The 21,888-nt window shown below is 68.2% G+C and carries 24 protein-coding genes and 4 pseudogenes; 9 read left to right on the top strand and 19 right to left on the bottom strand.

Translation table 11 applies throughout. The features are described 5' to 3' along the window. Positions 1–2: 2 nt before the first annotated feature. The 5 genes and pseudogenes from J7E87_RS36200 to J7E87_RS22880 all read right to left on the bottom strand — a co-directional run bounded on the left by J7E87_RS36200 (position 3) and on the right by J7E87_RS22880 (position 3,395). Complete coding sequence (locus J7E87_RS36200) at positions 3–911, bottom strand: cytochrome P450 (protein ID WP_215096357.1); 909 nt, start codon at positions 909–911, stop codon at positions 3–5. Between the two features lie 592 nt (positions 912–1,503). Beyond that, positions 1,504–1,654 (bottom strand): annotated as a pseudogene (locus J7E87_RS22890) (pirin family protein); the annotation flags it as partial. Between the two features lie 352 nt (positions 1,655–2,006). Further along, positions 2,007–2,240, bottom strand: coding sequence for a hypothetical protein (locus J7E87_RS35320; RefSeq protein WP_251017822.1), 234 nt, complete (start codon positions 2,238–2,240; stop codon positions 2,007–2,009). A gap of 40 nt (positions 2,241–2,280) precedes the next feature. Beyond that, positions 2,281–2,688 (bottom strand): hypothetical protein, encoded by a 408-nt coding sequence (locus J7E87_RS35315; protein WP_251017821.1) that lies wholly within the window; start codon positions 2,686–2,688, stop codon positions 2,281–2,283. Between the two features lie 212 nt (positions 2,689–2,900). After that, entirely contained in the window at positions 2,901–3,395 is a 495-nt protein-coding gene (locus J7E87_RS22880) for a GyrI-like domain-containing protein (RefSeq protein WP_285427368.1), read from the bottom strand. Positions 3,396–3,614: 219 nt separating this feature from the next. Here J7E87_RS22880 and J7E87_RS22875 point away from each other — a divergent pair, with 219 nt between their 5' ends. After that, positions 3,615–4,007: a hypothetical protein gene (locus J7E87_RS22875; RefSeq protein ID WP_308313020.1), complete on the top strand. Its 393-nt coding sequence runs from the start codon at positions 3,615–3,617 to the stop codon at positions 4,005–4,007. Positions 4,008–4,285: 278 nt separating this feature from the next. After that, positions 4,286–4,831 carry an AAA family ATPase gene (locus tag J7E87_RS22870; RefSeq protein WP_215096355.1) on the top strand — a complete coding sequence of 182 codons (546 nt, stop codon included), beginning with the start codon at positions 4,286–4,288 and terminating at the stop codon, positions 4,829–4,831. A 387-nt stretch (positions 4,832–5,218) separates the two neighbouring features. Here the strand turns inward: J7E87_RS22870 and J7E87_RS22865 are convergent, their stop codons facing one another. The 4 genes and pseudogenes from J7E87_RS22865 to J7E87_RS35305 form a co-directional block, all read right to left on the bottom strand. Next, positions 5,219–5,740 carry an AAA family ATPase gene (locus J7E87_RS22865; protein ID WP_215096354.1) on the bottom strand — a complete coding sequence of 174 codons (522 nt, stop codon included), beginning with the start codon at positions 5,738–5,740 and terminating at the stop codon, positions 5,219–5,221. Positions 5,741–6,050: 310 nt separating this feature from the next. Then, a complete protein-coding gene (locus tag J7E87_RS22860) occupies positions 6,051–6,674 on the bottom strand; it encodes a hypothetical protein (RefSeq protein WP_215096353.1) in 624 nt (207 codons plus the stop codon). A 148-nt stretch (positions 6,675–6,822) separates the two neighbouring features. Beyond that, positions 6,823–6,993 (bottom strand): annotated as a pseudogene (locus J7E87_RS36195) (low temperature requirement protein A); the annotation flags it as partial. A 67-nt stretch (positions 6,994–7,060) separates the two neighbouring features. Next, a pseudogene (locus tag J7E87_RS35305) lies at positions 7,061–7,414 on the bottom strand (low temperature requirement protein A); the annotation flags it as partial. Positions 7,415–7,483: 69 nt separating this feature from the next. On the opposite strand from J7E87_RS35305, the gene J7E87_RS35300 reads away from it, so the two are divergent. After that, positions 7,484–7,753, top strand: a complete 270-nt coding sequence (locus J7E87_RS35300) for a DUF6193 family natural product biosynthesis protein (protein WP_251017819.1) — start codon at positions 7,484–7,486, stop codon at positions 7,751–7,753. A 133-nt stretch (positions 7,754–7,886) separates the two neighbouring features. Here the strand turns inward: J7E87_RS35300 and J7E87_RS22850 are convergent, their stop codons facing one another. Together J7E87_RS22850 and J7E87_RS35955 are read right to left on the bottom strand one after the other, a co-directional pair. Next, positions 7,887–8,333: a cupin domain-containing protein gene (locus J7E87_RS22850; RefSeq protein ID WP_215096352.1), complete on the bottom strand. Its 447-nt coding sequence runs from the start codon at positions 8,331–8,333 to the stop codon at positions 7,887–7,889. 284 nt (positions 8,334–8,617) lie between these two features. After that, positions 8,618–8,914: an Rrf2 family transcriptional regulator gene (locus tag J7E87_RS35955; RefSeq protein WP_308313018.1), complete on the bottom strand. Its 297-nt coding sequence runs from the start codon at positions 8,912–8,914 to the stop codon at positions 8,618–8,620. Between the two features lie 548 nt (positions 8,915–9,462). Between J7E87_RS35955 and J7E87_RS22840 the strand changes: the two genes are divergently transcribed. Continuing rightward, positions 9,463–10,215: an SDR family oxidoreductase gene (locus J7E87_RS22840; protein WP_215096350.1), complete on the top strand. Its 753-nt coding sequence runs from the start codon at positions 9,463–9,465 to the stop codon at positions 10,213–10,215. A 243-nt stretch (positions 10,216–10,458) separates the two neighbouring features. Here the strand turns inward: J7E87_RS22840 and J7E87_RS22835 are convergent, their stop codons facing one another. Further along, positions 10,459–11,322 carry a LysR family transcriptional regulator gene (locus tag J7E87_RS22835; protein ID WP_215096349.1) on the bottom strand — a complete coding sequence of 288 codons (864 nt, stop codon included), beginning with the start codon at positions 11,320–11,322 and terminating at the stop codon, positions 10,459–10,461. 93 nt (positions 11,323–11,415) lie between these two features. On the opposite strand from J7E87_RS22835, the gene J7E87_RS22830 reads away from it, so the two are divergent. Continuing rightward, on the top strand, positions 11,416–12,153 hold the full coding sequence (locus tag J7E87_RS22830) for an SDR family oxidoreductase (RefSeq protein WP_215096348.1): 738 nt from the start codon (positions 11,416–11,418) through the stop codon (positions 12,151–12,153). 137 nt (positions 12,154–12,290) lie between these two features. Here J7E87_RS22830 and J7E87_RS22825 read toward each other — a convergent pair. Next, positions 12,291–12,495: pseudogene (locus J7E87_RS22825) on the bottom strand (site-specific integrase); the annotation flags it as partial. Here J7E87_RS22825 and J7E87_RS22820 point away from each other — a divergent pair. Continuing rightward, positions 12,466–12,933 (top strand): hypothetical protein, encoded by a 468-nt coding sequence (locus tag J7E87_RS22820; RefSeq protein ID WP_215096389.1) that lies wholly within the window; start codon positions 12,466–12,468, stop codon positions 12,931–12,933. The pseudogene J7E87_RS22825 and the gene J7E87_RS22820 sit on opposite strands and share 30 nt — an antisense overlap. Before the next feature lie 174 nt (positions 12,934–13,107). On the opposite strand, the gene J7E87_RS22815 is transcribed toward J7E87_RS22820, so the two are convergent. From J7E87_RS22815 to J7E87_RS22805, 3 genes are all read right to left on the bottom strand, one after another. Next, positions 13,108–13,464, bottom strand: a complete 357-nt coding sequence (locus J7E87_RS22815; protein ID WP_215096347.1) for a DUF6256 family protein — start codon at positions 13,462–13,464, stop codon at positions 13,108–13,110. A 25-nt stretch (positions 13,465–13,489) separates the two neighbouring features. Continuing rightward, complete coding sequence (locus tag J7E87_RS35950) at positions 13,490–13,726, bottom strand: DUF6186 family protein (RefSeq protein ID WP_215096346.1); 237 nt, start codon at positions 13,724–13,726, stop codon at positions 13,490–13,492. 239 nt (positions 13,727–13,965) lie between these two features. After that, a complete protein-coding gene (locus J7E87_RS22805; protein ID WP_251017818.1) occupies positions 13,966–14,262 on the bottom strand; it encodes a hypothetical protein in 297 nt (98 codons plus the stop codon). Positions 14,263–14,674: 412 nt separating this feature from the next. Here J7E87_RS22805 and J7E87_RS36545 point away from each other — a divergent pair, with 412 nt between their 5' ends. From J7E87_RS36545 to J7E87_RS22790, 3 genes are all read left to right on the top strand, one after another. Then, a complete protein-coding gene (locus J7E87_RS36545) occupies positions 14,675–15,286 on the top strand; it encodes an NAD(P)H-binding protein (protein ID WP_215096345.1) in 612 nt (203 codons plus the stop codon). Positions 15,287–15,534: 248 nt separating this feature from the next. Next, entirely contained in the window at positions 15,535–16,266 is a 732-nt protein-coding gene (locus J7E87_RS22795; protein ID WP_308313017.1) for an aminoglycoside 3'-phosphotransferase, read from the top strand. A gap of 450 nt (positions 16,267–16,716) precedes the next feature. Then, on the top strand, positions 16,717–17,763 hold the full coding sequence (locus J7E87_RS22790; RefSeq protein ID WP_215096344.1) for a LacI family DNA-binding transcriptional regulator: 1,047 nt from the start codon (positions 16,717–16,719) through the stop codon (positions 17,761–17,763). Positions 17,764–17,813: 50 nt separating this feature from the next. On the opposite strand, the gene J7E87_RS22785 is transcribed toward J7E87_RS22790, so the two are convergent. Genes J7E87_RS22785 through J7E87_RS35290 form a run of 3 tightly spaced genes read right to left on the bottom strand, consistent with a single transcriptional unit; the run spans position 17,814 to position 21,888 of the window. Beyond that, on the bottom strand, positions 17,814–20,054 hold the full coding sequence (locus J7E87_RS22785; protein WP_215096343.1) for a glycosyl hydrolase family 65 protein: 2,241 nt from the start codon (positions 20,052–20,054) through the stop codon (positions 17,814–17,816). Further along, positions 20,054–20,938: a carbohydrate ABC transporter permease gene (locus J7E87_RS22780; protein WP_215096342.1), complete on the bottom strand. Its 885-nt coding sequence runs from the start codon at positions 20,936–20,938 to the stop codon at positions 20,054–20,056. Before J7E87_RS22780 ends, J7E87_RS22785 begins: the two co-directional genes overlap by 1 nt. Continuing rightward, positions 20,935–21,888, bottom strand: a complete 954-nt coding sequence (locus tag J7E87_RS35290) for a carbohydrate ABC transporter permease (protein WP_215096341.1) — start codon at positions 21,886–21,888, stop codon at positions 20,935–20,937. Before J7E87_RS35290 ends, J7E87_RS22780 begins: the two co-directional genes overlap by 4 nt.

Here is a 21,888-nt window from a genome sequence, read left to right as displayed (position 1 = left end):
GATCAGCGCTCCCCACGTATGACAGGAACAGACGTGAAACCGCGTAGCCGCCCGAACCGCTGACAAGGGGGCTGTGCCGGCGCGAGATCGGGAAGACGGTGCCGTAGCCGCCGCAGCAGCATCGACATCTCCAGGTAAACCAGTTCGGCGCCCAGGCAGTAGTGCGCACCTCCGCCGAAGCTCAGGTGACGTGAGCCGTCGCGCCCCGGCCTGAACTCATCCGGCTGTGAGAACACTCCTGGATCCCGGTTGGCGGCACCCAGCACCGGCCAGACCTGTGCCCCCGCCGGTATCGTCACTCCGCTGAGGACCACCGCTTTCGTGGGGATTCGGGGGGCGGGGGTGAACTGTACGGGCGCGTCGTAGCGGAGCACCTCGTCGACGAACAGCCGGGCGCCGACCGGGTCGTCCAGGAAGACCGCCCGGTCCGGGTGGCGCATCATCAGAACGACCCCGGTCTCGATCCCCGCAGCTATCTGCGGGTACCCGGCGACAATGAGTCCGGTGAGAACACTGATCAGTTCGTCATGAGGCAGAGCCTCAGGGCAGTCGGTGTGCGCACGGACGAGTTCGGACATCAGATCATCGCCAGGTGCGCGGCGCCGGCGAACCACTTCTCCCTGAAGGTAGTCGATGAGCATCCGCATGGCCGCAGCACCAGCACGGTCCTGTCCGGGCAAGGGCCCGGAGGTGGGAAAGATGTCGGCGACGAGCATCGACACGAGGTCTCGATCACCCGGGTACAACCCGAGCAAGTGCATGATCGTGTCGCGGGGAAATGCCTCGGCAAGTGCGGTCATGTCGGCCGCCCCGTTACGGAGGGTCTCGACCAGAGGTTCGAGCAGTTGGTCGCAGAGCTTGCTCAGCCACGGCTGCTGACGTCGCACATGCTCGACAAATCGCCTGGCCACCGCGGTACGCATTCTGGTGTGCCGGGGTGGGTTCTGTGAGCTCATGACACGCGACAGAACAGGCGTCGGATGGTGCACTGTCCGGCCGGAGGGGCCGTGGCCGCCCGGTGCCCGAAAGCATTCCCGTTCGACCAGAACACGCTGACAGTCCGTGTAACGGGTCAGCAGGTAGGAGCCGGTCCGGAACAGATGTACCGGTTCCGTCTCACGCAGTCGTTCATAGACGGGATACGGGTCGCCGGCGTGAACATCTGCAAGGGCGTCAGCGGAGCCGATGGTTCCCATGGCATCAACCCCTCGCGGTGACGGTGGTTGTGGCCCGTCCAGTCCTTTCCGTGTCCAGGGGGCGGAGGTGCCCCTTGCGGGGTGGAACGGAGATCTCGCGTCAGCTCACCACCATTGACCACTCCGATCGGGTGATGTGCGACTTGGAGCACAATCGGGTTACTCCGAACGGGTGAGTCGTCTCTCGTCCGCAATGGACTGGCGCTCCACCGTGACGTCGTCGGCTCAGCGCACCCGGCCGCGCGGTTTCAGTGGCGTCGCGGGCATCGGCCGGACAGCGCAGCAGCGCACGGGCGATAATCCCAGGTCAACGTACTCGTCCCCGCGGTTTCAGGGGCACTGGCGGGAGTTCGGGGAGCGGGCAGCGGGGCGCCGTCGTACCCCTACACCTCGCCGAAGCGGGAGCCGGTCATCCAGTCCGAGCGGGCCTGCTCGATCTCCTCATACGAACGGCCCACCACCCACGCCCCCGCCTGCCAGCAAAGCCCCCAACCCAAACAACCCGAACCCGCCCCCATGCCTGCGCCCAGCAAAAGCCGAGCGCAGCGGCGGTCCTCCCCGTGACCGACACCGCTCCCTTCATCCCTCACCACAAGGGAAGTCGGCGTGGCAGGACCACTCACCACGGCCCCTGAACTGGGCATATGAGGGTGGTGACGCTCCGTGGGCGCCACTGTTGTTGCCACCGTTGGTGCAAGGGATGTTGCCGCAGTCACTACGGGTGGGTAGCCGTCGGTGACCCCGTCCCGGGCTCTCCGGCAGCCGGCCATCCCTGCGCCCAACAAGTGACCAGCCAACTACTGCCACGGTTCAGCCGCCTGTCGGTGCAACCCTCCCCGCGGCCGGGATGGACTGCGGCAGGCGAGACGAAGGCCAGGACGGGTTCCACCGCCAGGCCGCCCGCGCCGCGGCGTTCGCAAACGGGCCGCCGCGTTTCTTGAGCATCGCCAGGACCTGGGCGCGGGCGTCGTCCACGGCCTGGTGCTCGATGTCGGTGATGATGCCGAGGCGGCGCACATGGCGTACTCGTCTTCGTGCTTCCACTGCCAGCGGGTCAGGTCGGGGTCGATGACGAGGTCCACGGTCAGGTCGAAGGTGTCGAACCCGTCTTCGGTGCGGCGGGTGGGTGCTCGAAGTTCACGTACCAGTTCCGCAGCCCGGCGCCGGTGTAGAAGGCGTTGATGCTGAACCACGCCGCCGGCGGCTTCCACAGCAGCAGTTCGGTGTCCTGCCACCGCCCCGGGGCGAGCTCCCACTCCCCCGTCGCCATCGCCTCGAACGCCTCGGTGCGCACCGAACGGTCGCCGTCGACGCGGGCCTTGGCGTACAGCGAGGGCCACAGCGCCTCGGCTCCGGGCAGGCAGGCGCTCACCAGGGCCTCGGTGCTGTCGGCGATGACCCGCAGCGCCAGCTCGCTCCACACCCGGCCGCCGCGATGAACGTCCCGCGGAACGACCGTCTCACCGACGTCGAAGTACCGCACTCCGGTCACCTCTTCCTGTCCCCGGCCGGGCAAGTCGCCACGGCTTGCCCGGGCTGGCAGTTGGCTGGCCCAGCGGCTCCACTCAAGCGCTCATCCGCCAAGGGAAGCGCACAGCCACATGGGCTTGTGACTGAGCACGCTAGTTGGTCACTCTGAGCATCACGGTTGGCCGCAGAGTAGCGATGGACCGGGGCCTGCGCTCGAATCCTGCTGCAGGTCTGTCAGTCCGCGACTGGCCAGTGGAGTTCGGTACGCAGGTCACGCGAGTCCATGTCCGGGGAGGGCTGCGTGACGTAGGTCTCCCACCTGTCTTCTGCGGCGGACAGCCCCCGCGCCCGCATCCATGAGCGCAGCCGTTCCCAGGAGGACCCGAGATCGTCGAACGACCCGAAGTGCGTCAGCCGCGCGACCTGCCCTCCGGGAAGCGAACCGACCACGACCCCAGCCTCCGGCTGCACTGCCCGGTCCGTGACGAAGCCGACCTCCAGGTCCAGGGTCTCTCCCGGCGACCCGTGGTAGAGGCCGAAGGCAGGGCTCAGCATGATGATCCGCTGTGCCCCGATGGTCCGGGCCAGGGCACTGAACGAAGCATCGAAGAAGTCCCGCAGGTCAGCCATCGGGACGACGCCACGGACAACCGCTGTCGTCGTCGGGTCCAGATTCACAAGTTCCGGCTCCGAGGCAAGGGCCTCACCATCAGATCCCCGACTGCTCATACCGCTCCCATCCAAGTTCCAGGGCTACTCAGGACGTGTAGACCCGACGGGCGCCGAGAACTCATCGCCCTGGCAGGCCGAAGGCCAACTGTGATGATCAGAGTGGCCAACACAGCACGCTCAGTCACAGTTGTGACTGACGCCATAGTTGGCCCGAGGGGCCAGATACGCACTCAGTAGCCGGTGGTGCCGATCCACAGCGTCCCATACGGTCGGTCCGTGATGATCAAATTCGGCGAGCCGCGCAGGCTCGGTGTCCCGGCCCCCGAGGCGCGGTTGCGCTTCGAGGCGGAGCAGCGGGAGACCGGGGGCGGGCCGGGGCGCAGGTTGCTCGTGGTCGACGGGGAACCCTTCTTCGAACTCAGCTTCTGGTGCGGAACATGCGCGTTCCTGTTCCGCCGGTTGGAAACCGCCCGGCAGACGTTGTCGCTGGAGAGCGTGCAGGAGCGGCTCACCGGCGCGCCGGCCGATCCGGACGACGGCGGCGTGATCGATGCGTTCGGTGCGTTGCTGCCGGAGGGCGAGTACCTTCCGGTACGACCGGCACCTGAACCAGCGCCGAAGACCACACCTGCGGGCCAACCACAGCGCACACTCGAAATGGCCAACTGAAGCGCTAAGTCACAATGTGTGTGACTGAGCGCTTGAGTTGGCGGGTTTCGCCAAATGGGACGCTCAGCCTTTCGGCCGCGTCCATGCAGGCTCCTCGTAGAAGCTGATCTCGGCTTGGCGGTGTGAGCTGACCCCGCATGTCAGGAGGTTCGACCTCACCTTGCGATCTTTCGGGCATGATCTGTCAGTGTGATTTTGCCCCACCTGGGCGTCGCGGTGTGCTGTCGGGACATGGCCGTGCCCAGGGCGCGGGCGGCCGACGACGGGGGGAGAAGCGTGTGATCGTCTGGGTGAACGGTGCGTTCGACAGCGGGAAGAGCACGCTGGTGGACGAACTGCGTTCGCGTTGGCCCGAGGCGCTGCTCTATGACCCGGAGATGGTCGGGTATGTGCTGCGCGAGATCGTAGAGGTGCCGACCGGCGATTTCCAGGATCTCCGACTGTGGCGGCGGCTGGTCGCGGACCTGGCCGCGGGCTTGGTGCATGAGTATCAACGCCCCGTCCTGGTCCCCATGACGTTGGTCAATCCCGGGTATGTCGGCGAAATCTTCGGTGCGCTGAAGGACGCGGGCATCGAAGTCCACCACTTCTTCCTCAACGTCTCGCCAGAGGTCTTGGTGAAGCGGATCGACGGACGGAGCTTCACCCCCGGTGATCCCGACAAGGATGAGCGGGTCCGGCAGTGGTGCAAGGACAGGATCGAGCCGTGCACCGCCGCGGCCGACACCTTGCCCAGTGACACCGTGTTCCTGGACGGCGAGCTGACGCCGGGGGAGCTGGCCGACAGCGTGCTTGCCTGTGCCAGCCCCAGTCCGAACGGGTAATCCGCCCTGCACGTAAGGAGCGCTTCAGTTGGCGGGCTGGTGCTCAGCCAACTCCAGCAGACCCGCGATCCGCGGATCGATCGTGTACGGCACGACAAGATCATCCAGGGTGCAGTGTGCGACCACACGGGCCCGGACCCGACCTCTGGCGTACAGACCGAAGACTCCATGCGCCCAGCACAGCCCTCGCCCGCAGCGTCCTGTACCACTTCACCAGAAACCGGATCGGGCCCATGGCCAAGCACTACCCTGCTGCGACTTTTCGGGATGGATGACACCGCGGTGCTGGGCTGAGCCGGGCCCCTGGTTGAGCCTGTTCGCACTACTCGACACAGGAAGGTCGTTCTTTGCTACCACCTGCGCCTGTTTTCGCGTGGCGGGCGGACCTCAACTCTCGACGGCCTCTGCGATCTGCAGGGCGGCCTGGACGGGCGTGAGGTGCGTGGTGTCGACGACCTCGGCCTCGCCGTGTAGCCACGTGCGGGCCGCCTCGGCGTAGGGCTCGAGGTATTTGAGACGGAATGGGGAGGGACCAAGAAGAGTGTCCCCCTCGATGCGCCCGCGGAGGGTGTCTTGGTCAGCGTGGAGGACGAAGTGCCGTACCGGAATGGCATGTTGGGCGAGGCCCGTGCTGATCTCACGCCAGTACTGCTCGATCAGAACAGTCATGGGCATCACCAGAGTGCCACCGGTGTAGTCGAGTACGCGGCGGGCGGTCTCGACTACGAGCGGCCGCCACGGCGGCCAGTGCTGGAAGTTGTCCGTCCCGGGCAGCCCCGGCGTGATGTCCATGAGCGTCTCGCCGACCTTCTCGGCGTCGAACACCCGTGAATCCGGGATCAGCTGCTGCACGAGTGCACTGGTCGTCGTCTTGCCCGCGCCGTGGGTGCCGTTGAGCCATACGATCATGGGACCCAACGCTAGCGCTGTGCGGGCCGCGGGAGCGGGCGCAGCAGAAATCCGGTACGGCTTCGGCGTTTCTCAGGGTCGTGTCAACCACCAAGATCAGGTGTCGCCTATCTCGAAAAGTCGCGCCTGCCCGCCAAGTGAAGCGCTCAGTCACGATGCGACAGAGCGCGCCGCGGCCAGGCTCGCTTTCCCTACTGGGAGACGCCGACGCTGCAGGGGAAGGTGGTCGATGCCCGGATGGCGCTGAAGCACGTCCACGAGCAGGCCGAGGACGAGGCGGCGTAACCCGTTCCGGGCTCGGCGCGGGTGTTCATTGGGGTGGGTGGGCGAGGGCTGCGGGCATCACGACGCCAGCGCTGAAGCGGGCGCGGACCTTGTCGGCGGCGGCTTCAATCCGGTGAGCTCTGTCGTCTCCCGGGTCGAAGGTGAGCTGCCGGGTGGCGCGTTCGGCGCCCTGAATGTCTTCCGCGCGCAGCGCGATGCCGCGGACGCGGGCCCGCTGGAGGCCGAGGGTGGTGTAGATGTCGTATGCGGTGCGAGCCAGGGCTGCTGTGTGGTTGGTGGGTTCGGGCAAGCGGCGGGTGCGCACGGTGGTGGAGCGGTCGGCGTAGCGCGCGGTCAGGGTGAGCCGGCTGGCCACCTGTCGCTCTTTACGGAGGCGGGCGCCGAGCTGTTCGGCGACGGCGAGTACGGCTTGGCGGTGGCGGGTGGGGGTCGAGTTCGTCGCGGGGGGAAGGCGTGGTCGGCGCCGCAGGAGCGCGCCGGTGCTTGGGGGGGTGACCGGGCGCGGGTCCTCGGCTCGGGCCCGTTCGTGGATCAGTCGCCCGGTGGCCTTTCCCAGGAGGGGCTGCAGGGTGCCCAGGGGTGTGTCGGCGACCGCGCCGATGGTGTGCAGTCCGTGACGAGTAAGGAGGCCGGCGGTCGACGGGCCCACCCCTACAGAGCGGTGACCGGGCGGGGGCGCAGGAAGGCTGCGATCGCCTCCTCGGTGTGGTCGAGGTGGGTGATAGCGGCCGCAGGGCGGTGAATACGCCGGCCGTGGCGAGGAGGCTGGGGACGTCGACAGGGGCATCGGCCATCGCACGGCCGGCAGTGAGGACGGTCTCGCCGAGAAGAATGATGAAAAACAGCCTGAGGCGCTCGATCATGTGCTCGGCGTCGAAGGCGAGCTCCCGGCTGCTGAGGGTACGGCCGGGCAGCGAGTGGGCGAGCCACGTTCCGGTGAGGTCGACCAGGGCGGCGGCCCACCACACAGGCGGGGTCCGAGCCGACCGCCGCACCGATGATCCACAGTGAAGCGGAGGCCGCCATCCAGACCATGGTGCGGCAGAAGTGCTCACGCAGAGCGTCGGTGCGGCCGGCCAGGGCGGTGACGGTGCCTGCGAAGAACAGGATCAGAAGCAGCGGGATCACGAACGCCCAGGCCCGGTCGTCGAATGCGTGGGAGATCGCGGCGTTCATGAACAGCCCGAGGCCCATAACGATGACGATCATCCACCGGGTGACGTTGCGATGGATGTCGAGGAGCGTGGCCTCGTAGCTGGTGTAGGCCCACGAGGGTGACGGCTTCCTTGATCTGGATGCGGTCCTCGTCCGTGAGGTCGTCGAGGTCGTCGCGGACTCGTTTGACCAGGCGGCGGACTCGGGTGATTTCCTCGTCGGAGGGCATGGCATCGGCCTTCGCCCACGGGTCAGCGGCGAACGCGGCGAGACGTTCCCGGCCCCGCAGGAGATCAGCGAGGTATGCCTCCAGGTCGGGGAGGTAGGAGACGTCGGTGCGGACGTGCTCGCACCCCACGCATTGGAACCGGACGGGGCAGTCGTGCCCGTCGGCGGCGACATTGGTGGGCTCGATGCAGAGCATGCCTGAGCGCGAACGGCGACGGCACGTACGGAGTGGGCAGGGGCTTCATCAGCCAGGACCTCGGCCTCTTCGCCACAGCGCAGGAGGCCGTCGCCGTGGCAGTGCGCCAGCTGTCGTCCAGCCCCGGCCCAACCTCGCTCGGCGGGTGATCCCGCTCCGCCAGCGGCTCGGTCGACAGCGCAGCAGCGGACTCAGCACCGCACCTGGCGAACAGGGCCCCTGAACTGCAGCGCTCAGCCACAAGTGGTGTGACTGAGCCTTGCAGTTGGCCCCTGAGCGTTCTCAGGACGGTCGTGGAGCTCGCCTGTCCTTGCGCTGTATGAGTTCGTCCTCGTCGACGAGGACGAGCATGGGCTGGCCGGGCTCGCACATCATCGTGACGACGAATCGACTCGGGACATCTTTGCGATTGTTGCCGTCCTGATAGTGGATCACGTCGCCTCCCGGCTCCCAGAACGCCTCCCCGGCGCGGATCACCCGCTCTGGCTCTCCCTCCAGCTCGAACAGCATCTCGCCCTCCAGCACATAGCCGAAGGCCGGTCCGGAGTGCCGGTGCGGAGGTGTGCCGGGGTCGCCGGGAGGAAACTCGACGAACAACGTCATGACCTCTGCGCCTTCGGGGACATGGGGAGGTTTCGCCTCCTGAATCAGGGTGACCGCCGTCTTCCACGCCTCGGACCGCTGCCCCTGGTTTTCCGGTGAGTCCGAGACGGGTTCGCTGTTCGCCATTACGCCACCTCCGGTCTCGGCGCCGATACGGAGCGCCGATCGGCTGCGTCACAGGTGTCGGCAAGAACCTGTGCGGCCCGGGTGTCGCCTCGTCATGCGGGCCAGGCAACCGATGACCGCCGTCCGCGCCAGGACGCCGACTGCACGGACAGCCGTACCAGAAAAAGCCTACGCCGCCTCCGTGCGCGCCAGCGCGCCGAGAACCCGGCGCTGCCGCACCCCGGCGCACACGCCTTACTCTCGGCCGAACACCCGGCGGACGGTCCTTGTCACGGCGGGGTCATTCAGTCGAGCTCTCTGCGGACATCGGAGAGTTTCTGCGTCGCAAGGGCTTCACGCCAGGCCAGGTCGGCCCGGTACATGGCTCGCTTGACGGCGCAGGCGGCGGCATCGTTGCCGCCCGTGTGGAGCTCGGCGATCTTCCCGCACTGGCGAATTTCCGTGCAGCGGAAGAGGCTTTCGTTTCCTTCGATGGCCAGCACGACATCGAGCAGGGTGATCGAGTCCGGGTCGCGGGCCAGCCTGAACCCACCGCGCGGCCGACTACCGCTACTCGCCCATGGCGTAGCCGGCCGGGCCACCCCGGCAGCCAGTCCCGGAGCACGGACACCCGTCCCGTGTCGCCGGCTGCCGCCATGGGGGGAAGCCGCTCGTGCGGCCCTCGCACCCTGCGGTGACCGGTCCACAAGCGGCGAAGGAGCCCGGCTCCTTCGCCGCTTGTCCGTATGCGTCGCCGACGGCTCTCGACAACAGCACCTCACCGCTCACGGCATTCGGTCAGTCCTGAGCGGGGCCGTCGAGAAGCGCACGCCTACGAGCGCGCCGCCAGGCCCGCCGTCTTCAGGCTGCTCTCCCGGCAGCCGTCCCGCAACCGGCACCCGACCAAGGCGCGCTCGACACCGGCCGGCCCGCGCCTCACCACTGGTGATGCGTACGGTGGTCGAGGGCGATACGTTCGATCCGTGGGCACGGGCGATGCCAACCGTTTCCGGCATCGGCGTCCGCACGCAGGGCACGGGCTCTGCCCGGTTCGGCCGGTTCGATGCGTACCCGGTACCTCCGCACACAACCGGACGGCGAGTCCGCCCGGACGCCCTCGTGAACCTGAACGCTCGACGAAGGGTGCGCCATGAAGTTCACAGTCCTGGGGGGAACCGGCCGGGTCGGCACACAGGTGGTCGAACGGCTGCGAGCGGCCGGCCACGACGTCGTACCCGCTTCACTGTCCACTGGAGTCGACGTGCTCAGCGGCAAGGGCCTGGACCAGGTTCTCGAGGGCGCAGACGTGCTGATCAATCTGACGAACTCCCCGGCGTTCGACGAGACTTCCATCAGCTTCTTCGAAACGTCGATGAACAACGTCACTGCCGCAGCGGAGGCGGCGGGAGTCCGCCACCATGTCATTGCCTCGATCATCGGCGTGGACCAGGTGCCGCAACTCGACTACTACCGGGCCAAGGTCGCCCAGGAGAACATCCTCAAGAACGCGCCGACACCGTACTCGATCGTGCGCTTCACACAGTTCTTCGAGTTCGTCGAACCGATCATGTCGTGGACGACCGACGGTGACACCGTCCGCCTGCCGGCCACCCCTGTGCAGCCGATGGCCAGCGCGGACGTCGCCGCGGCGGTCGTGCGAGCCGCCTCCGAAGCCCCGCTGCAGGGCATCCGCAACGTCGCGGGCCCTGATGTCTTTCCCCTTGACGAGCTGGGCCGGATCACTCTGGCCGCACGCTCCGACGGCCGCAGCGTGGTCACCGATGACCAGGCAGGCATGTTCGCCGTGGTCACCGGAGACGTGCTCACCGCGCCGGAGGACGCCGAGTTCGCCCCGACGCACTACAGGGACTGGCTTCAGGGGCAACAGCCGAACGCGCGCTGACACCGGCCCAGGAGAGGCGCGGGCGCAGCCGTTCCCGTGTTCCCGTGACGGAGCCCCCGGACGGAGCCGTGTCGCCGAAGCCGTCGCCGGCCACACGGGACACCGCCGAGGAACTCGCGCTCACGAACCACTGACTGGGTACCGTGCCGCCCGTGCCCGTGGGCGGGCGGCGGTGGGGTGTGGGGGCCGGCGGTCAGGGGGTGTGTCATCAGGGTGACGGTGGCGATGGAAGGCAGGAGAGCGTCATAGCTGTGCGGCCGTGCGGATCAGCCCGGCGAGGGCGAGGGAGCGGCTGTGCGCGGGCCAGGCGATGTGAGTAACGACGGGGGGTGCGTCGGTCAGGGGGACGGCGGTGTGCTCGGCCCACAGCCAGGCGCGGGCGGAGTCGGGGAAGACGGCCACGGTGCGTCCGAGGGCGATCAGCTGGGCCAGTTGCGTCTGGTCGTGGATCTCGGGGCCCGGGCCGGGTGTGTACGTGCCGTGGCGGGGCCAGCGGGCGAGCGGAAGATCGGGGACGTCGCTGACGTCGGCCAGGGACAAAGTCTTGCGCGCTGCGAGGAGGTGTCCGGCGGGCAGGATCGCGATCTGCCCCTCGGTCATCAGTTCCTCGCTGTCGAACCCGGCGAGGGAGTTGAACGGCGCGTGCATGAGAGCCACATCAGCGCGGCCATCGCGCAGCATCCCTTCCTGCTCACACAAGCCGCTCGGCAGCACCTCGATCTCGGCGGCATCGGGCGCGGCCGCGTAGGCGTCGAGCAGCTTCTGCAGCAGTTCGTGAGACCCGGCGGCCTTCACCGCCAGCACCAGGCGATTGCGGGGGCCGCCCGGACTGTCAGCGCCACCGGCGCGACGGGTGCGGTGAGCGGCGGCGGTGGTCGCGTCGAGGGCTGCGCGGCCCTCGTGCAGCAGCACCTCTCCGGCACCCGTCAGGGAGACGCCGCGGCGGTTACGTTCCAGCAGCGAGACGCCGATGCGCCGCTCAAGCTGCTGGATCGCCCGGGACAGCGGCGGTTGGGCCATGCCGAGGCGCTCGGCGGCGCGGCCGAAGTGCAGTTCCTCGGCGACGGCCACGAAGTACCTCAACTCGCGGGTCTCCAAGGTGTCCACGGCCACAACATACCTCAGTGATACCTACCGGGTATGACAGGACACCGTATCGGTGTTGGATGCACCGCTCGTCCGCGAGCGAACATCAACGGCATGAGCGAATCGAAGATCGCGCTGGTGACCGGCGCGAACAAGGGAATCGGGTACGAAATTGCGACCGGGCTGGGCGCCCTCGGCTACCGCGTGGGCGTGGGAGCCCGCGACGAGGCCCGGCGCGAGACCGCCGTCGAGAAGCTACGCGCCGCCGGGGTGGACGCATTCGGGGTGCCGCTGGACGTGACCAGCGACCAGAGCGTCACCGCTGCCGCGGAACTGATCGAACGGCAGGCCGGGCGCCTGGACGCCCTGGTCAACAACGCCGGCATCTCAGGAGAGATGGGTCCGGGGTGGGTGCAGGACCCGACCACGCTCGACCTCGACGTGGTCCGCACGGTCGTGGAGACCAACGTCATCGGTGTCATCCGGGTGACCAACGCGATGCTGCCGCTGCTGCAGCGCTCGACGTCGCCACGCATCGTCAACGTCTCCAGTGCCGTCGCCTCCCTGACCCGGCAGGCGGACCCGGACATCGAGATCGGCCCCGTCATGGCGGCCTACTCGGCGTCGAAGTCGTTCCTCAACGCCGTCACCGTGCAGTACGCCCGGCAGTTGGCCGATACGAACATCCTGATCAACGCCGCCTGTCCGGGCCTGGTCGCGACCGACTTCACCGGCTTCCACGGGCCCCGCACTCCTGAGCAGGGCGCAGCCACAGCGATCCGGCTCGCCACGCTGGCCGACGGCGGCCCGACCGGTTCGTTCTTCGAGGACGACGGCGTCATCCCCTGGTGACCCCGAACCTGTCGTGATCATGCTGTAGGCCCTGCCGTTGCTCGACGCGACCGCGGATACCGAGGCCAGTGGCGTGGGGTACTACTGCTCCCAGCCCGACAGGCCGTCCGCCGCACGCTGACCACCCGATCGTGTGGTCAGCGTTGGCTGTCGCCGGGCGCGAGCAGGCTCGTGACCTCGGCGATCGCCTCTGCCGAGGGATGGAAGTACTTCCGTACGTTCTCGGGCTTCTTGTGCCGGGACTTCGCCATCAGCATCAGCAGGCTCGCCCCGCCTCGCCGAGGTACGTGAGCCCGGAATGCCCTGTCACTCGTGCAGATCCCAGCCCGTGCCGCTCTGTCGTTGCAGGCCAACTCCTGGAATGACGGCGGCTGGCTTGCTTCCCTGGTGCTTCCTCCCCGGCAACTGGCCCCGCACCTCGGGAGTCATGTCGCCAAGGAACGCGTCGGCCTCAAGGGCGTCTACGGCGGTGTCAAGAACGTACGCGAAGGTCTCCACGCGTCGCGGAAGGTGTTCCCCGAGTGCTTCCTGCCGACCCGCGACGGACTGACCGAAGCCGGCCGCGGCCTGTTCCGCATGGTGGAGACGCGAAACGACCCGAGCTACGGCGTGTCTACGGTGGAGAGCTGGTTGGAGCGGGCTGAGGTCAACCGGAGACGCGGCGCGGAACTCATCGGTGAGAGCGCGGTGTCCGACATCATCAGGGAGCAGAGGACCGCACTCCGGTTCATGCGCGAAGGCCGCTTCACCGTCGTTCGTATGGTCTTCGAGAAGGTGTGAGTCCCCGACTGCCGCGGCCGGGCCCGTTCACACGCGGCGCTCTGGATCGCTGGGGCGAGCTCTCTGCCCACCACAAGCTCACGCCCGATGCTGGAGCGGAGCCGATGAGGTCATCGATGCAGTGGGCCGTGGGACAGAGACCGCGGATTGCCACTGCACGCCGGTGGCCGAGTCCTATCTGGGCCGGCGTGTGACCCATGAGGTGAGAAAGAACGCGGGCAGGGTGATGCCGACCAGCAGCGCGGGGCCCGTGACCGCGCTCGAGAGGAATCGGCCTCCCAGGTGAGCGACGCCGTGGTAGTAGCCGACCGCCACGGCCACAAGCATCATGTATCCGCCGAGCGCGGTGCCCGCGACTTGGCGGACCAGTGCGGGCCAGCCGCGCCCGGCCGGTGCCGGCGCGAGCCGTCGCGCAAGAGTCCAGGGTCTGGTTGGGTGGCGTCGCATCATGAGCAGGCCGAGGCCGAGATAGCCCATGACCAGGAGGTAACCGGTCAGTATGAGCGTGATGTTGAGGGATACGGGCAGCATGGCCGGCTCCTGGTCGTGATCGCTTTCAGGAAGGGTCTTGGAGAAGGAAGTGCCAGCCGCGGACGAAGGTGTGCCAGCCGAACCACAACCACAGGGCGAACAGGGTCCAGCGGCCTGCGGGGTAGCTCATGACGGCCCTGGTTGCGTCGCTGAGGGTGGGGAAGCCATCGTGCAGCCGCAGCAGGCCGATGCCTTCCCAGGCGAAGATGGCGCCGAAAAGCAGGGCCCAGACGAGGTAGCCGATCACCGGATGCTCTGCCACTGCGTCTCCCACACTCTCGTGCCCTGCCGAGGCTGTCAGCTTGATCATCGGCTATGACGAGTCCGGGATTCGGAGGCTCACCGTGAGTCCCATCCGCGGCCGCTAGCGGCGTCCGTCGGCCTGGTGTCCAGTCCTGATGTCAGCTTGTCGCTTAACTCGTGCGGTGCGGGTGAGCATGCCCATGCCAGGCGTCGCGAGCGAGGACGTGTAGTTGTCGTCAGTCCATTTTGGTCTTGTCTTCAGCGTCCCCCGCGGTCGAGGGCGGCGACCTCGCGTACGGCCTCGGCGACGGCCGGGGAGTCCTTCTTGAGGATTGCATCGTGATTGCTGGCGACTTTCGTGCTGATCTTGATGTTTGCGTTGCGGGCGGTCACCCCATCGAGGCTGGCGCGGATCCGCTCCTGCTCGTCACCCTTGCTTCCGAGGGACGTCCCCGAAGCAACCACATACAGCGCCGGTACGGTGATGTTGTCCAGCACGGGGCCCAACTCGCGCTCGCCGGCGAGCTTGCCAATCTCGATGTTGCAGTTGGCCATCAGCGGGGTGCAATCGGCCGGCGCCTCGCCAAGACGGCGGGCCTGAAGTGACCGCTCCTACGGCGGCTCCACGCCAGCGGAACCCGGCCCATCGCACCGTCATGCTGCGGCGGGGTGGTGCTGAAGCAGTGCCTCCAGCTGCTGCACGGCTCCGACAGCGGTGCTGACGAGGCCCGCCGCGTGGTGAGCGTGATGGCGAACTTCGCCTCGCCCACGCGCCACATTTCTTCTAACCGCTGCTTCGATCGCCTGCCGATGCTTCCCGCCACTGGAGACAGCGGTCAGCTGATGGGGAGAAACGACCTGAAAGCTCAGCCCCTTCGTTCGGGCACGGACTCGCTTTTGCTCTGCTCGCCAGGTCGCCGCGCCCGCCGACAATCCAGCAGAGCCACAACCGAGAAGGAGTTTCGACGTGAAGGTAGTTCTCTTTGGCGCATCCGGCATGGTTGGCCAAGGGGTACTCCGCGCATGCCTGGAAGACCCAGGGGTGACGGAAGTCATCGCCGTCGTCCGACGGCCACTCGGCCGCAACGCCCAAAAGCTTCGTGAAGTGGTTCACGCGGATTTCACGAACCTCGCCCCGATAGCAGCGGACCTGACAGGGGCCGACGCGTGCTTTTACTGCCTGGGAGTATCCGCGGCAGGGCGCAGCAGGTCGGAGTACGAGCAGATCACATACACCTATGCCGTGGAAGCCGCGCGGGTGTTGGCTGCCCGCAGTCCGCACCTGACGTTCGTGTACGTATCGGGAGAAGGCACCGACAGTACGGAAGAAGGGCGCGTGTTCTGGGCCCGGGTGAAGGGCGCGGACGGAGAATGCTCTGATGGCCATGGACATGGACATGCACGCCTATGCCTTCCGTCCCGGGTGGATCCAGCCCGTACACGGGGAGACCTCCGGCACGAGGTGGTATCGACTGTTCTACCGGCATTCTTCGGATCGGCTACTTCTGCTCAGCTCGGCAGAACAACGCACGCGGGCAACGGCTCGATGCTCACGATGTCCGATTTCGAACGGGAGTAGTTGTCAAGTCCTGTGGATCGAGCGGCGGCACAATGGCTGGGCGATCTTGCGATCGCGGCGGGGCGCCCGCGCCGCGCTGTGGGTCTCTCTGCGTTGCCGAGTCGCCGCAGTTGCTGGCGGCGGTGTCCGGGAAAATTGGTTGACCGACTACCGTCAGGTCCGGCGAGAATGGCCTGGTGATAGCCACGTCGCCTCAAGGACCGGTCGAGCTTCCATGGATCGTCACCGAGTTCGCGGCGGGGCGGCCGGTGCAGACCGTATGGAAGAACGAACTCGGCGGCCTGACGTTTCAGATCGGTCCGGGGGATGCACGGCAGTTTCTGAAGTGGACGCCAGCGGGCAGTGGTATCGACTTTTCAGCCGAGGTGGTGCGCCTGCGCTGGGCAATGGCTTTCACTGTGGTGCCGCGCGTAGTCGACGAAGGCGCGGACGAAACGGGGTCCTGGATCGTCACAGCCGGTCTGCCCGGACGCATGGCGGTGGACGACTACTGGAAGCGCGACCCCAACACCGCAGTACGCGCTCTCGGTACTGGGCTGCGCGCCCTGCATGAGGAACTGCCCGTTGCGGACTGCCCGTTCGGGTGGTCGGCCGAACAGCGGCTGGAGACGGTGCGGTCACGAGCGGCGGCGGGCCGGATCAATCCGGCGGACTGGCATCAAGACCTTCGGCACATCGGGACCGTTGAGTGTGCGCTCGGCGTGCTCGCCGACATCCCGCCGGTCGATGAGCTCGTCGTCTGCCATGGCGACGCCTGCGCTCCGAACACCCTGATCGGCGACGACGGCACGTGCAGTGGCCACGTCGACCTCGGCGCGCTCGGTGTCGCCGACCGCTGGGCCGACCTCGCCATCGCCACGTGGAGTACGCAGTGGAACTACGGTCCCGGTTGGGAAGAACCGCTGCTCGAAGCCTACGGGGTCGAGCCGGACCCAGAACGGATCATGTATTACCGGCTGCTGTGGGAGCTGTCGGACTGAGCCGGTGGACACGCATGGTGCGGTCCATGTCAGATCGTGCGCTAAGCCCTCTCCGGGGCTGACTGGCGCTTTGGCCTGGGGTGATCGGACGGGCGTCGGAGCCTTCGCGGGTCGTCGCTGTCGACCTGCGGACCTTGGCTCGGGCGAGATGTTCCAGCGTGGGCATCCCAGCCCCGCGTAGCCGCACGCTGTGTGGGGACTCCACACCCGTCGCACGAGAGGTGGGTGTGCACGGACACGTGAAGTAGCTGCTACGTCCGCCAACGCTCGTTGGTCGTGGCGCCCCTCCCCTTCCGTCCAGCCTCGACAGCCCAGGCTTGAACGATAAAATCGATCCGTCCGGCATGCGGGGCGCTGATCTCCGTTCATGCACATACATATGGGTCAACCAGCGGGGGGATGCACATGACAGCCGGTACCCATGGCCCACGTCTGACTCCGGGGCCGTCCGTGACCATCTCGGACGTTGCCGAGGCGGCCGGGGTGTCACGACAGACGGTGTCCAACGTGCTCAACGCGCCCGACCGGGTCCGCGCCGAGACGCGGGAGCGGGTCAACCGGGCTGTCTCCGACCTCGGTTACCAGCCCAACCGGGCGGCACGCTCGCTTAAGTCCAGCTCTCCCCGCATGGTGGGGTGCAGGATCCTGCCGGTCCACGCGGGGACGGTGGCCTCCATCCAGGACCGCTTCCTTCACGCGCTCGCCGAGGCGGGCCAGGCATGCGACCACCATGTGCTGCTGTTCACGGCGACGGATGCCGACGAGGAGACCGAGCGGTGCACGGCGCTGTGGCGCGCCGGGGCCGTGAGCGCAGTGGTGCTCTACGACGTCACTCCGCACGACCCGCGTCCACGGCAACTGGTGGCAGCCGGCGTCCCGTTCGCCGCGTTCGGGCGTACGGCGACCTGTGTCGACGGCTACAGCTGGGCCGACGTCGACAACACGGCCGGGACGGCCTCGGCCGTCGATCACTTGGTTGCCGCCGGCCACCGGCGCATCGGATTCCTGGGGTGGCCCGAGGGCTCCAGTGTCGGCGACGCCCGGGCGCACGGCTGGCTGGCGGCCATGGACCGGCACGGCCTGCTCGCTCAAAGCCACCGGCTCGACGTACGGGGCGACGACACCATGTCGAGTGGTACGCGGCTCATGGCGGAGCTCCTGGACCGGCCGGAGCCGCCGACCGCTGTGGTCGCGGCAACCGACACCCTCGGAGTCGGCGCGCTGCACGCCGTGCGCCACCACGGGCTGCGCCCCGGCGAGGACTTCGCGGTGGTGGGATTCGACGACACCCCGGCCGCAACGGCGGTGGGTCTGTCGAGTATCCGTCAGCCGATAGAGGAGGTCGGCCGGTTGATCATGGCGGAGCTGCTGCGGCTCGTCGGCCGGAACGCGGACAAGGACGTCGACGGGGCTGCCGACTCTCTGCACCGGCTGCTGGTTCCGGAGTTGGTCGTGCGCGCGAGTTCGGCGCCGCTGCGGCGCGCGCCCGGCGGCTGATCCGGACGCGCGCCCCTGCCCCTGCCCCTGCCCCTGCCCCTGCCCAACGGTTAACGGTCCGCCACTGGTGTGCGCGAAGCGAGCCTGACTTCTCCCCCGGCCGGGACGTGATGGAGCTGTCCCGCGGCCTCCACCGGGAGCGCTTCGCCCGCGTGCAGCCGTACCGTCGTACCGTCGTGCCGGATGTCGATGTCGAAGACACGGCCCCTCCAGCGCAGCCCCCGCAGAGCGATGCCGTCCAGCGGGTCGGGCAGGATCGGTGCGAGGACGACCCGGTCCGCGCGCCAGCGCAGTCCCGAGTAGCCGTGGAGGAACTCCTGCAGAAAGCCGCCGTGCCCGGTGAGGAAGGTGAAGGCTCCCCCGGTCCGGGCCTCGGCGAACTGCTCGAAGGGCGGCCGGAGGAAGGGCTCGACGCTGCGCCGGGTGTGCTCGAACGCCGCCTTGGCGTCGCCGAGTTCGGCGTAGACGATGGAGTGCACCGAATCAGTCATCGACGGCCCGTCCTCGTGCGTACGGGGCACGTAGTACTCGAGGTCGGCCCGGGAGACCTCCGCGGGCTGCGGGTTCTCCCACGGGTAGGCGAGCATCACCACGTCGGCCTGTTTGATCCGTTGGCCTTCGTATCCGGTGAACTCCGGGTGGATGCCTTGGGCTTGATCGAACGGGATGACAAGCCGGTCCGCGACGTCCGTCCAGCGCGGGTCGGCCGGCTGCCCCAACGTCTCGGCGGCCCGGGCAGCGAAGCGGAGTGCGGCCCGGGCAGCTACGTTGGTGTAGACGGAGTCGTCGTGCGGCCCTTCCGCGTACTCGTCCGGCGGAATCACCCCGTTGATGTGACAGCGGCCCTCGGCATCGGCGGTGACCCGGCTCGTCCAGAAGTCCGCGACCGCACTGAGCACGGGCAGTCCCGACGTACGCAGCCACCGCTCGTCGCCGGTGGCCAGCCAGTACTGCCAGAAGGCCAGCGCGACATCCGAGCTGACGTGTTGTTCGAGACGGCCGAACGGAGCCCATGCCGGTGTGTCCTCGTCGCCGGTGAGACCGCTCTCCCAGGGGAAGCGGGCGCCACCGTGCCCGCCGTCGGAGGCGTAGGCGCGGGCCGCGTCGAGCCGCCGGACCCGGTAGTCGAGGACGCTCTCGGCGATCTGCGGATGCTGGGCGAGGAGGCTCGGCAGGATCCAGGTCTCGGTGTCCCAGAAGACATGGCCGTTGTAACTGTCACTGGAGAGCCCGGCGGGTGAGGGCGACCACGGCGAGTCCTCGCGCACGCTGGTCAGGAGGTAGAACTTCGAGGCCCGCACCTGGCGTTGCAGGCGGGCATCGCCGCGGACGACGATGTCGCCCTCCCACTCCCGCGCCCAGGCCCGGTGGTTGTCGTCGGCGAGCCGGCCGTATCCCGCACGGGCGGCCGCGTCGGCGTGGGCTCGGGCGGCGCCGGGCGGGTCGTCGGCGTCGTGCGAGGTCACGACGGACACGTATTTGGTGAAGCTGCAGGGGTGGCCCGGCAGCGCTCGTACCGTGACCGTCCACGCCGCCGTCCCCTCCTCCACCGGACGCGGCGGCGCAGTGCCCGCGGCGTCGAGAACGGAGACGACCGCGGCCACGATGCCACTTCCCTCGGCCTCCGTGACGGTCCAGATCCGTCCCGCGCCCGCTCCCTGCCGGGCAGGTGTCGTGCGGGAAGCCGCCCGGTCGTCGAGGGTGTCGGTGACGACGAGTGTCCCCGCCCAGTGCGGAGTGACCGTCACGGTCACGGCGGCCACGTGGGGCCGGGACCGGTCGGTGAGCACCTGGTAGCGCACATCCGTGACCCGGCCCGCCGGCGAGGTCCAGCGGGCCTCCGTGGTGATCACTCCGGTGCGCAGGTCAAGGGACTGCCGGTACCGCTCGATGCCGCGAGCGGCTCCGGCTTCCGGCCGTGTCACCGCTGCCCAGTCACCTCCGACAAGCTGCTCCTCCGTTTCGCGTACGGAGCTGAACGCGTCGTTGAACGAGCCGCTGCCATCGCTCACGTCGAGCGTCGTCCAGGCGGGCAGGGACGCCTTGCGGGACCATCCGCCGCCGCGGCCGGTGTAGAAGCCGGCGACATGGAACTGGGTACGCACGGGGGCCTCGGCGAAGCCGTTGCCGGCCGCCGGCACGCGCGCGGCCAGCCGGCCGTTGCCGGTGAAGGCGGGGTGGTAGTCGGTCAGCGGGTCGTCGGTGCTCAGCACCCACTCGTCAAAGGCGGCGGACACTCCGCTGGTCGGGGCGCTCCCTTGGGTCGGTCCTCCCGCCGTGCGGGCGTCCACTATTTCAGTCCTCCTGCCGTGAGACCGTCCACGATCCGCCGCTGGAAGAACAACACGGCGACGACGAGCGGCAGGGTCACCACGACCCCGGCCGCCATCTGTGTGCCGAACGGCTGGTCGTACTTGTACTGGCCGGTGAAGAGCGACACGATCACGTTCGCAGTCATCATGTGACGGTCATTCACCACGCTGACCGCGATGAGGAATTCGTTCCAGGCGCAGATGAAGACGAGGATCGCGGTGGTGAAGACGCCCGGTGCGGCGAGCGGGAGCACGACCTTGCGGAACGCCTGCGCGGGTGTGCACCCGTCGACCTGCGCGGCCTTCTCCAACTCCGCGGGCATCTGACGGAAGAACGCGGTGAGGTTCCAGACGGCCAGCGGCAGGGCGAAGCTCATGCTCGGGACGATCATCGCCTGGTAGGTGTTGATCCAGCCCGCGTCCGTGAAGAGTTCGAGCAGCGGCACCACCAGGATGATCGGCGGGAACATCGATGCCGCGATGATCAGCGTCAGGATCAGTGTCTTGCCGCGGAACTGCAGCCGCGCCAGCGCGTATCCGGCGAAGATGGCGACGACCAGCGTGACGGCGGTGGTGACACCGGCCACGACGAGGCTGTTGACGAGGGCCCGGCCGAATCCGTTGCGCGCGTCAAAGGCCGCGGAGTAGTTGTCGAAGGAGACCGGTGCGGGCAGCGGCGCGTTGGAGAACTGGTCGGCCGGTCTGCGCAGGCTGGAGACGAACATCCAGTAGAAGGGCGCGAGGCAGTAGGCCACGACCGCCGCGATGCCGAGGCGGCGGGCCCAGGCCGTACCGCGCCCGGCCCGCGTCGTGCCACGCCGTACGGTGCTGGCCTGCCGGAGCCTGAAGATCGTCGTACTCATGTCTCGCTCCTGGTGCCCCGGCCGATCAGATCGGCCCCGAACAGCTTCACGAACGCGAGGGCGACCACGGCGACGTACAGGAACAGGACGGTCGCGTACGCGGCGGCGGTGCCGAAGCGCAGATTGGTCATCTCCTCGAAGGCGATCATCGAGAGTGTCTCGACCGAATGTTTTCGCGGCCCCACCAGAACGTACGGCAGGTCGAACATGCGCAGGACGTCCAGGAGACGGAAGAGCACGGCGACCGCGAGGGCCGGGCGGACCAGGGGCAGGGTGATCCGCCAGAAGACGCGCCATGGAGACGCGCCGTCGACGCGGGCTGCCTCGTACAGCTCGCCGGGGATGATCTGCAGTCCGGCGAGGACGAGCAGCCCGATGAACGGCGCGGTCTTCCAGGTGTCGGCGATGACCACGGAGAGCCAGGCCTGGAACCCGTCGCTGCTCCACAGCACTTGGGCGCCGAGGATCTCGTTGGCGACTCCTTGGCTGTTGAAGATCCACTTCCAGAGCATGCCGGAGATCGCGGTGGGGATGGCCCAGGGCACGAGGACGGCGGCGCGGACAAGGGCCCGGCCCCGGAAAGCCCGGTGCATCACCAGGGCCATGGCGACACCGATCAGGACCTCGAGGGTGACCGAGGCCAGGGCGAACGACGTGGTGTTCCACCAGGGCCGCAGCAGCCGGTCGTCGGAGAAGACGGACGTGTAGTTGTCGGCGCCGAAAGAGGAGGCGCTCACCTTGAAACCGGTGTCCGGGTCGATGGACTCGCTGGACACCTGGAAGGACAGCCGCAGGGCCGCCACCACGGGGTATCCGATGACCAGGACGAGGACGAGCAACGTCGGTGAGAGCAGGGCCGCGGCCAGACCGGCCGTCCCGGCCCGGCGCGATGAGCGCGCGGGCCGGGACGCCGCGGACTTGCGCACCGGCGCCGGCGTCGTGACGGACAC

It is taken from the genome of Streptomyces sp. ISL-1 (assembly GCF_018614585.1).
Taxonomy (GTDB): domain Bacteria; phylum Actinomycetota; class Actinomycetes; order Streptomycetales; family Streptomycetaceae; genus Streptomyces; species Streptomyces maoxianensis.
This window is presented reverse-complemented; position numbering and strand designations above follow the sequence as displayed.

Bases quoted from the DNA above. Each gene is read 5' to 3' on its own strand.
- J7E87_RS22880 (WP_285427368.1), bottom strand. From the start codon at position 3,395: ATGAGCAGTCGGGGATCTGATGGTGAGGCCCTTGCCTCGGAGCCGGAA.
- J7E87_RS22865 (WP_215096354.1), bottom strand. From the start codon at position 5,740: ATGATCGTATGGCTCAACGGCACCCACGGCGCGGGCAAGACGACGACC.
- J7E87_RS35300 (WP_251017819.1), top strand. From the start codon at position 7,484: ATGCCTCCAGGTCGGGGAGGTAGGAGACGTCGGTGCGGACGTGCTCGC.
- J7E87_RS22850 (WP_215096352.1), bottom strand. From the start codon at position 8,333: ATGGCGAACAGCGAACCCGTCTCGGACTCACCGGAAAACCAGGGGCAG.
- J7E87_RS22840 (WP_215096350.1), top strand. From the start codon at position 9,463: ATGAAGTTCACAGTCCTGGGGGGAACCGGCCGGGTCGGCACACAGGTG.
- J7E87_RS22830 (WP_215096348.1), top strand. From the start codon at position 11,416: ATGAGCGAATCGAAGATCGCGCTGGTGACCGGCGCGAACAAGGGAATC.
- J7E87_RS22815 (WP_215096347.1), bottom strand. From the start codon at position 13,464: ATGCTGCCCGTATCCCTCAACATCACGCTCATACTGACCGGTTACCTC.
- J7E87_RS22805 (WP_251017818.1), bottom strand. From the start codon at position 14,262: ATGGCCAACTGCAACATCGAGATTGGCAAGCTCGCCGGCGAGCGCGAG.
- J7E87_RS22780 (WP_215096342.1), bottom strand. From the start codon at position 20,938: ATGAGTACGACGATCTTCAGGCTCCGGCAGGCCAGCACCGTACGGCGT.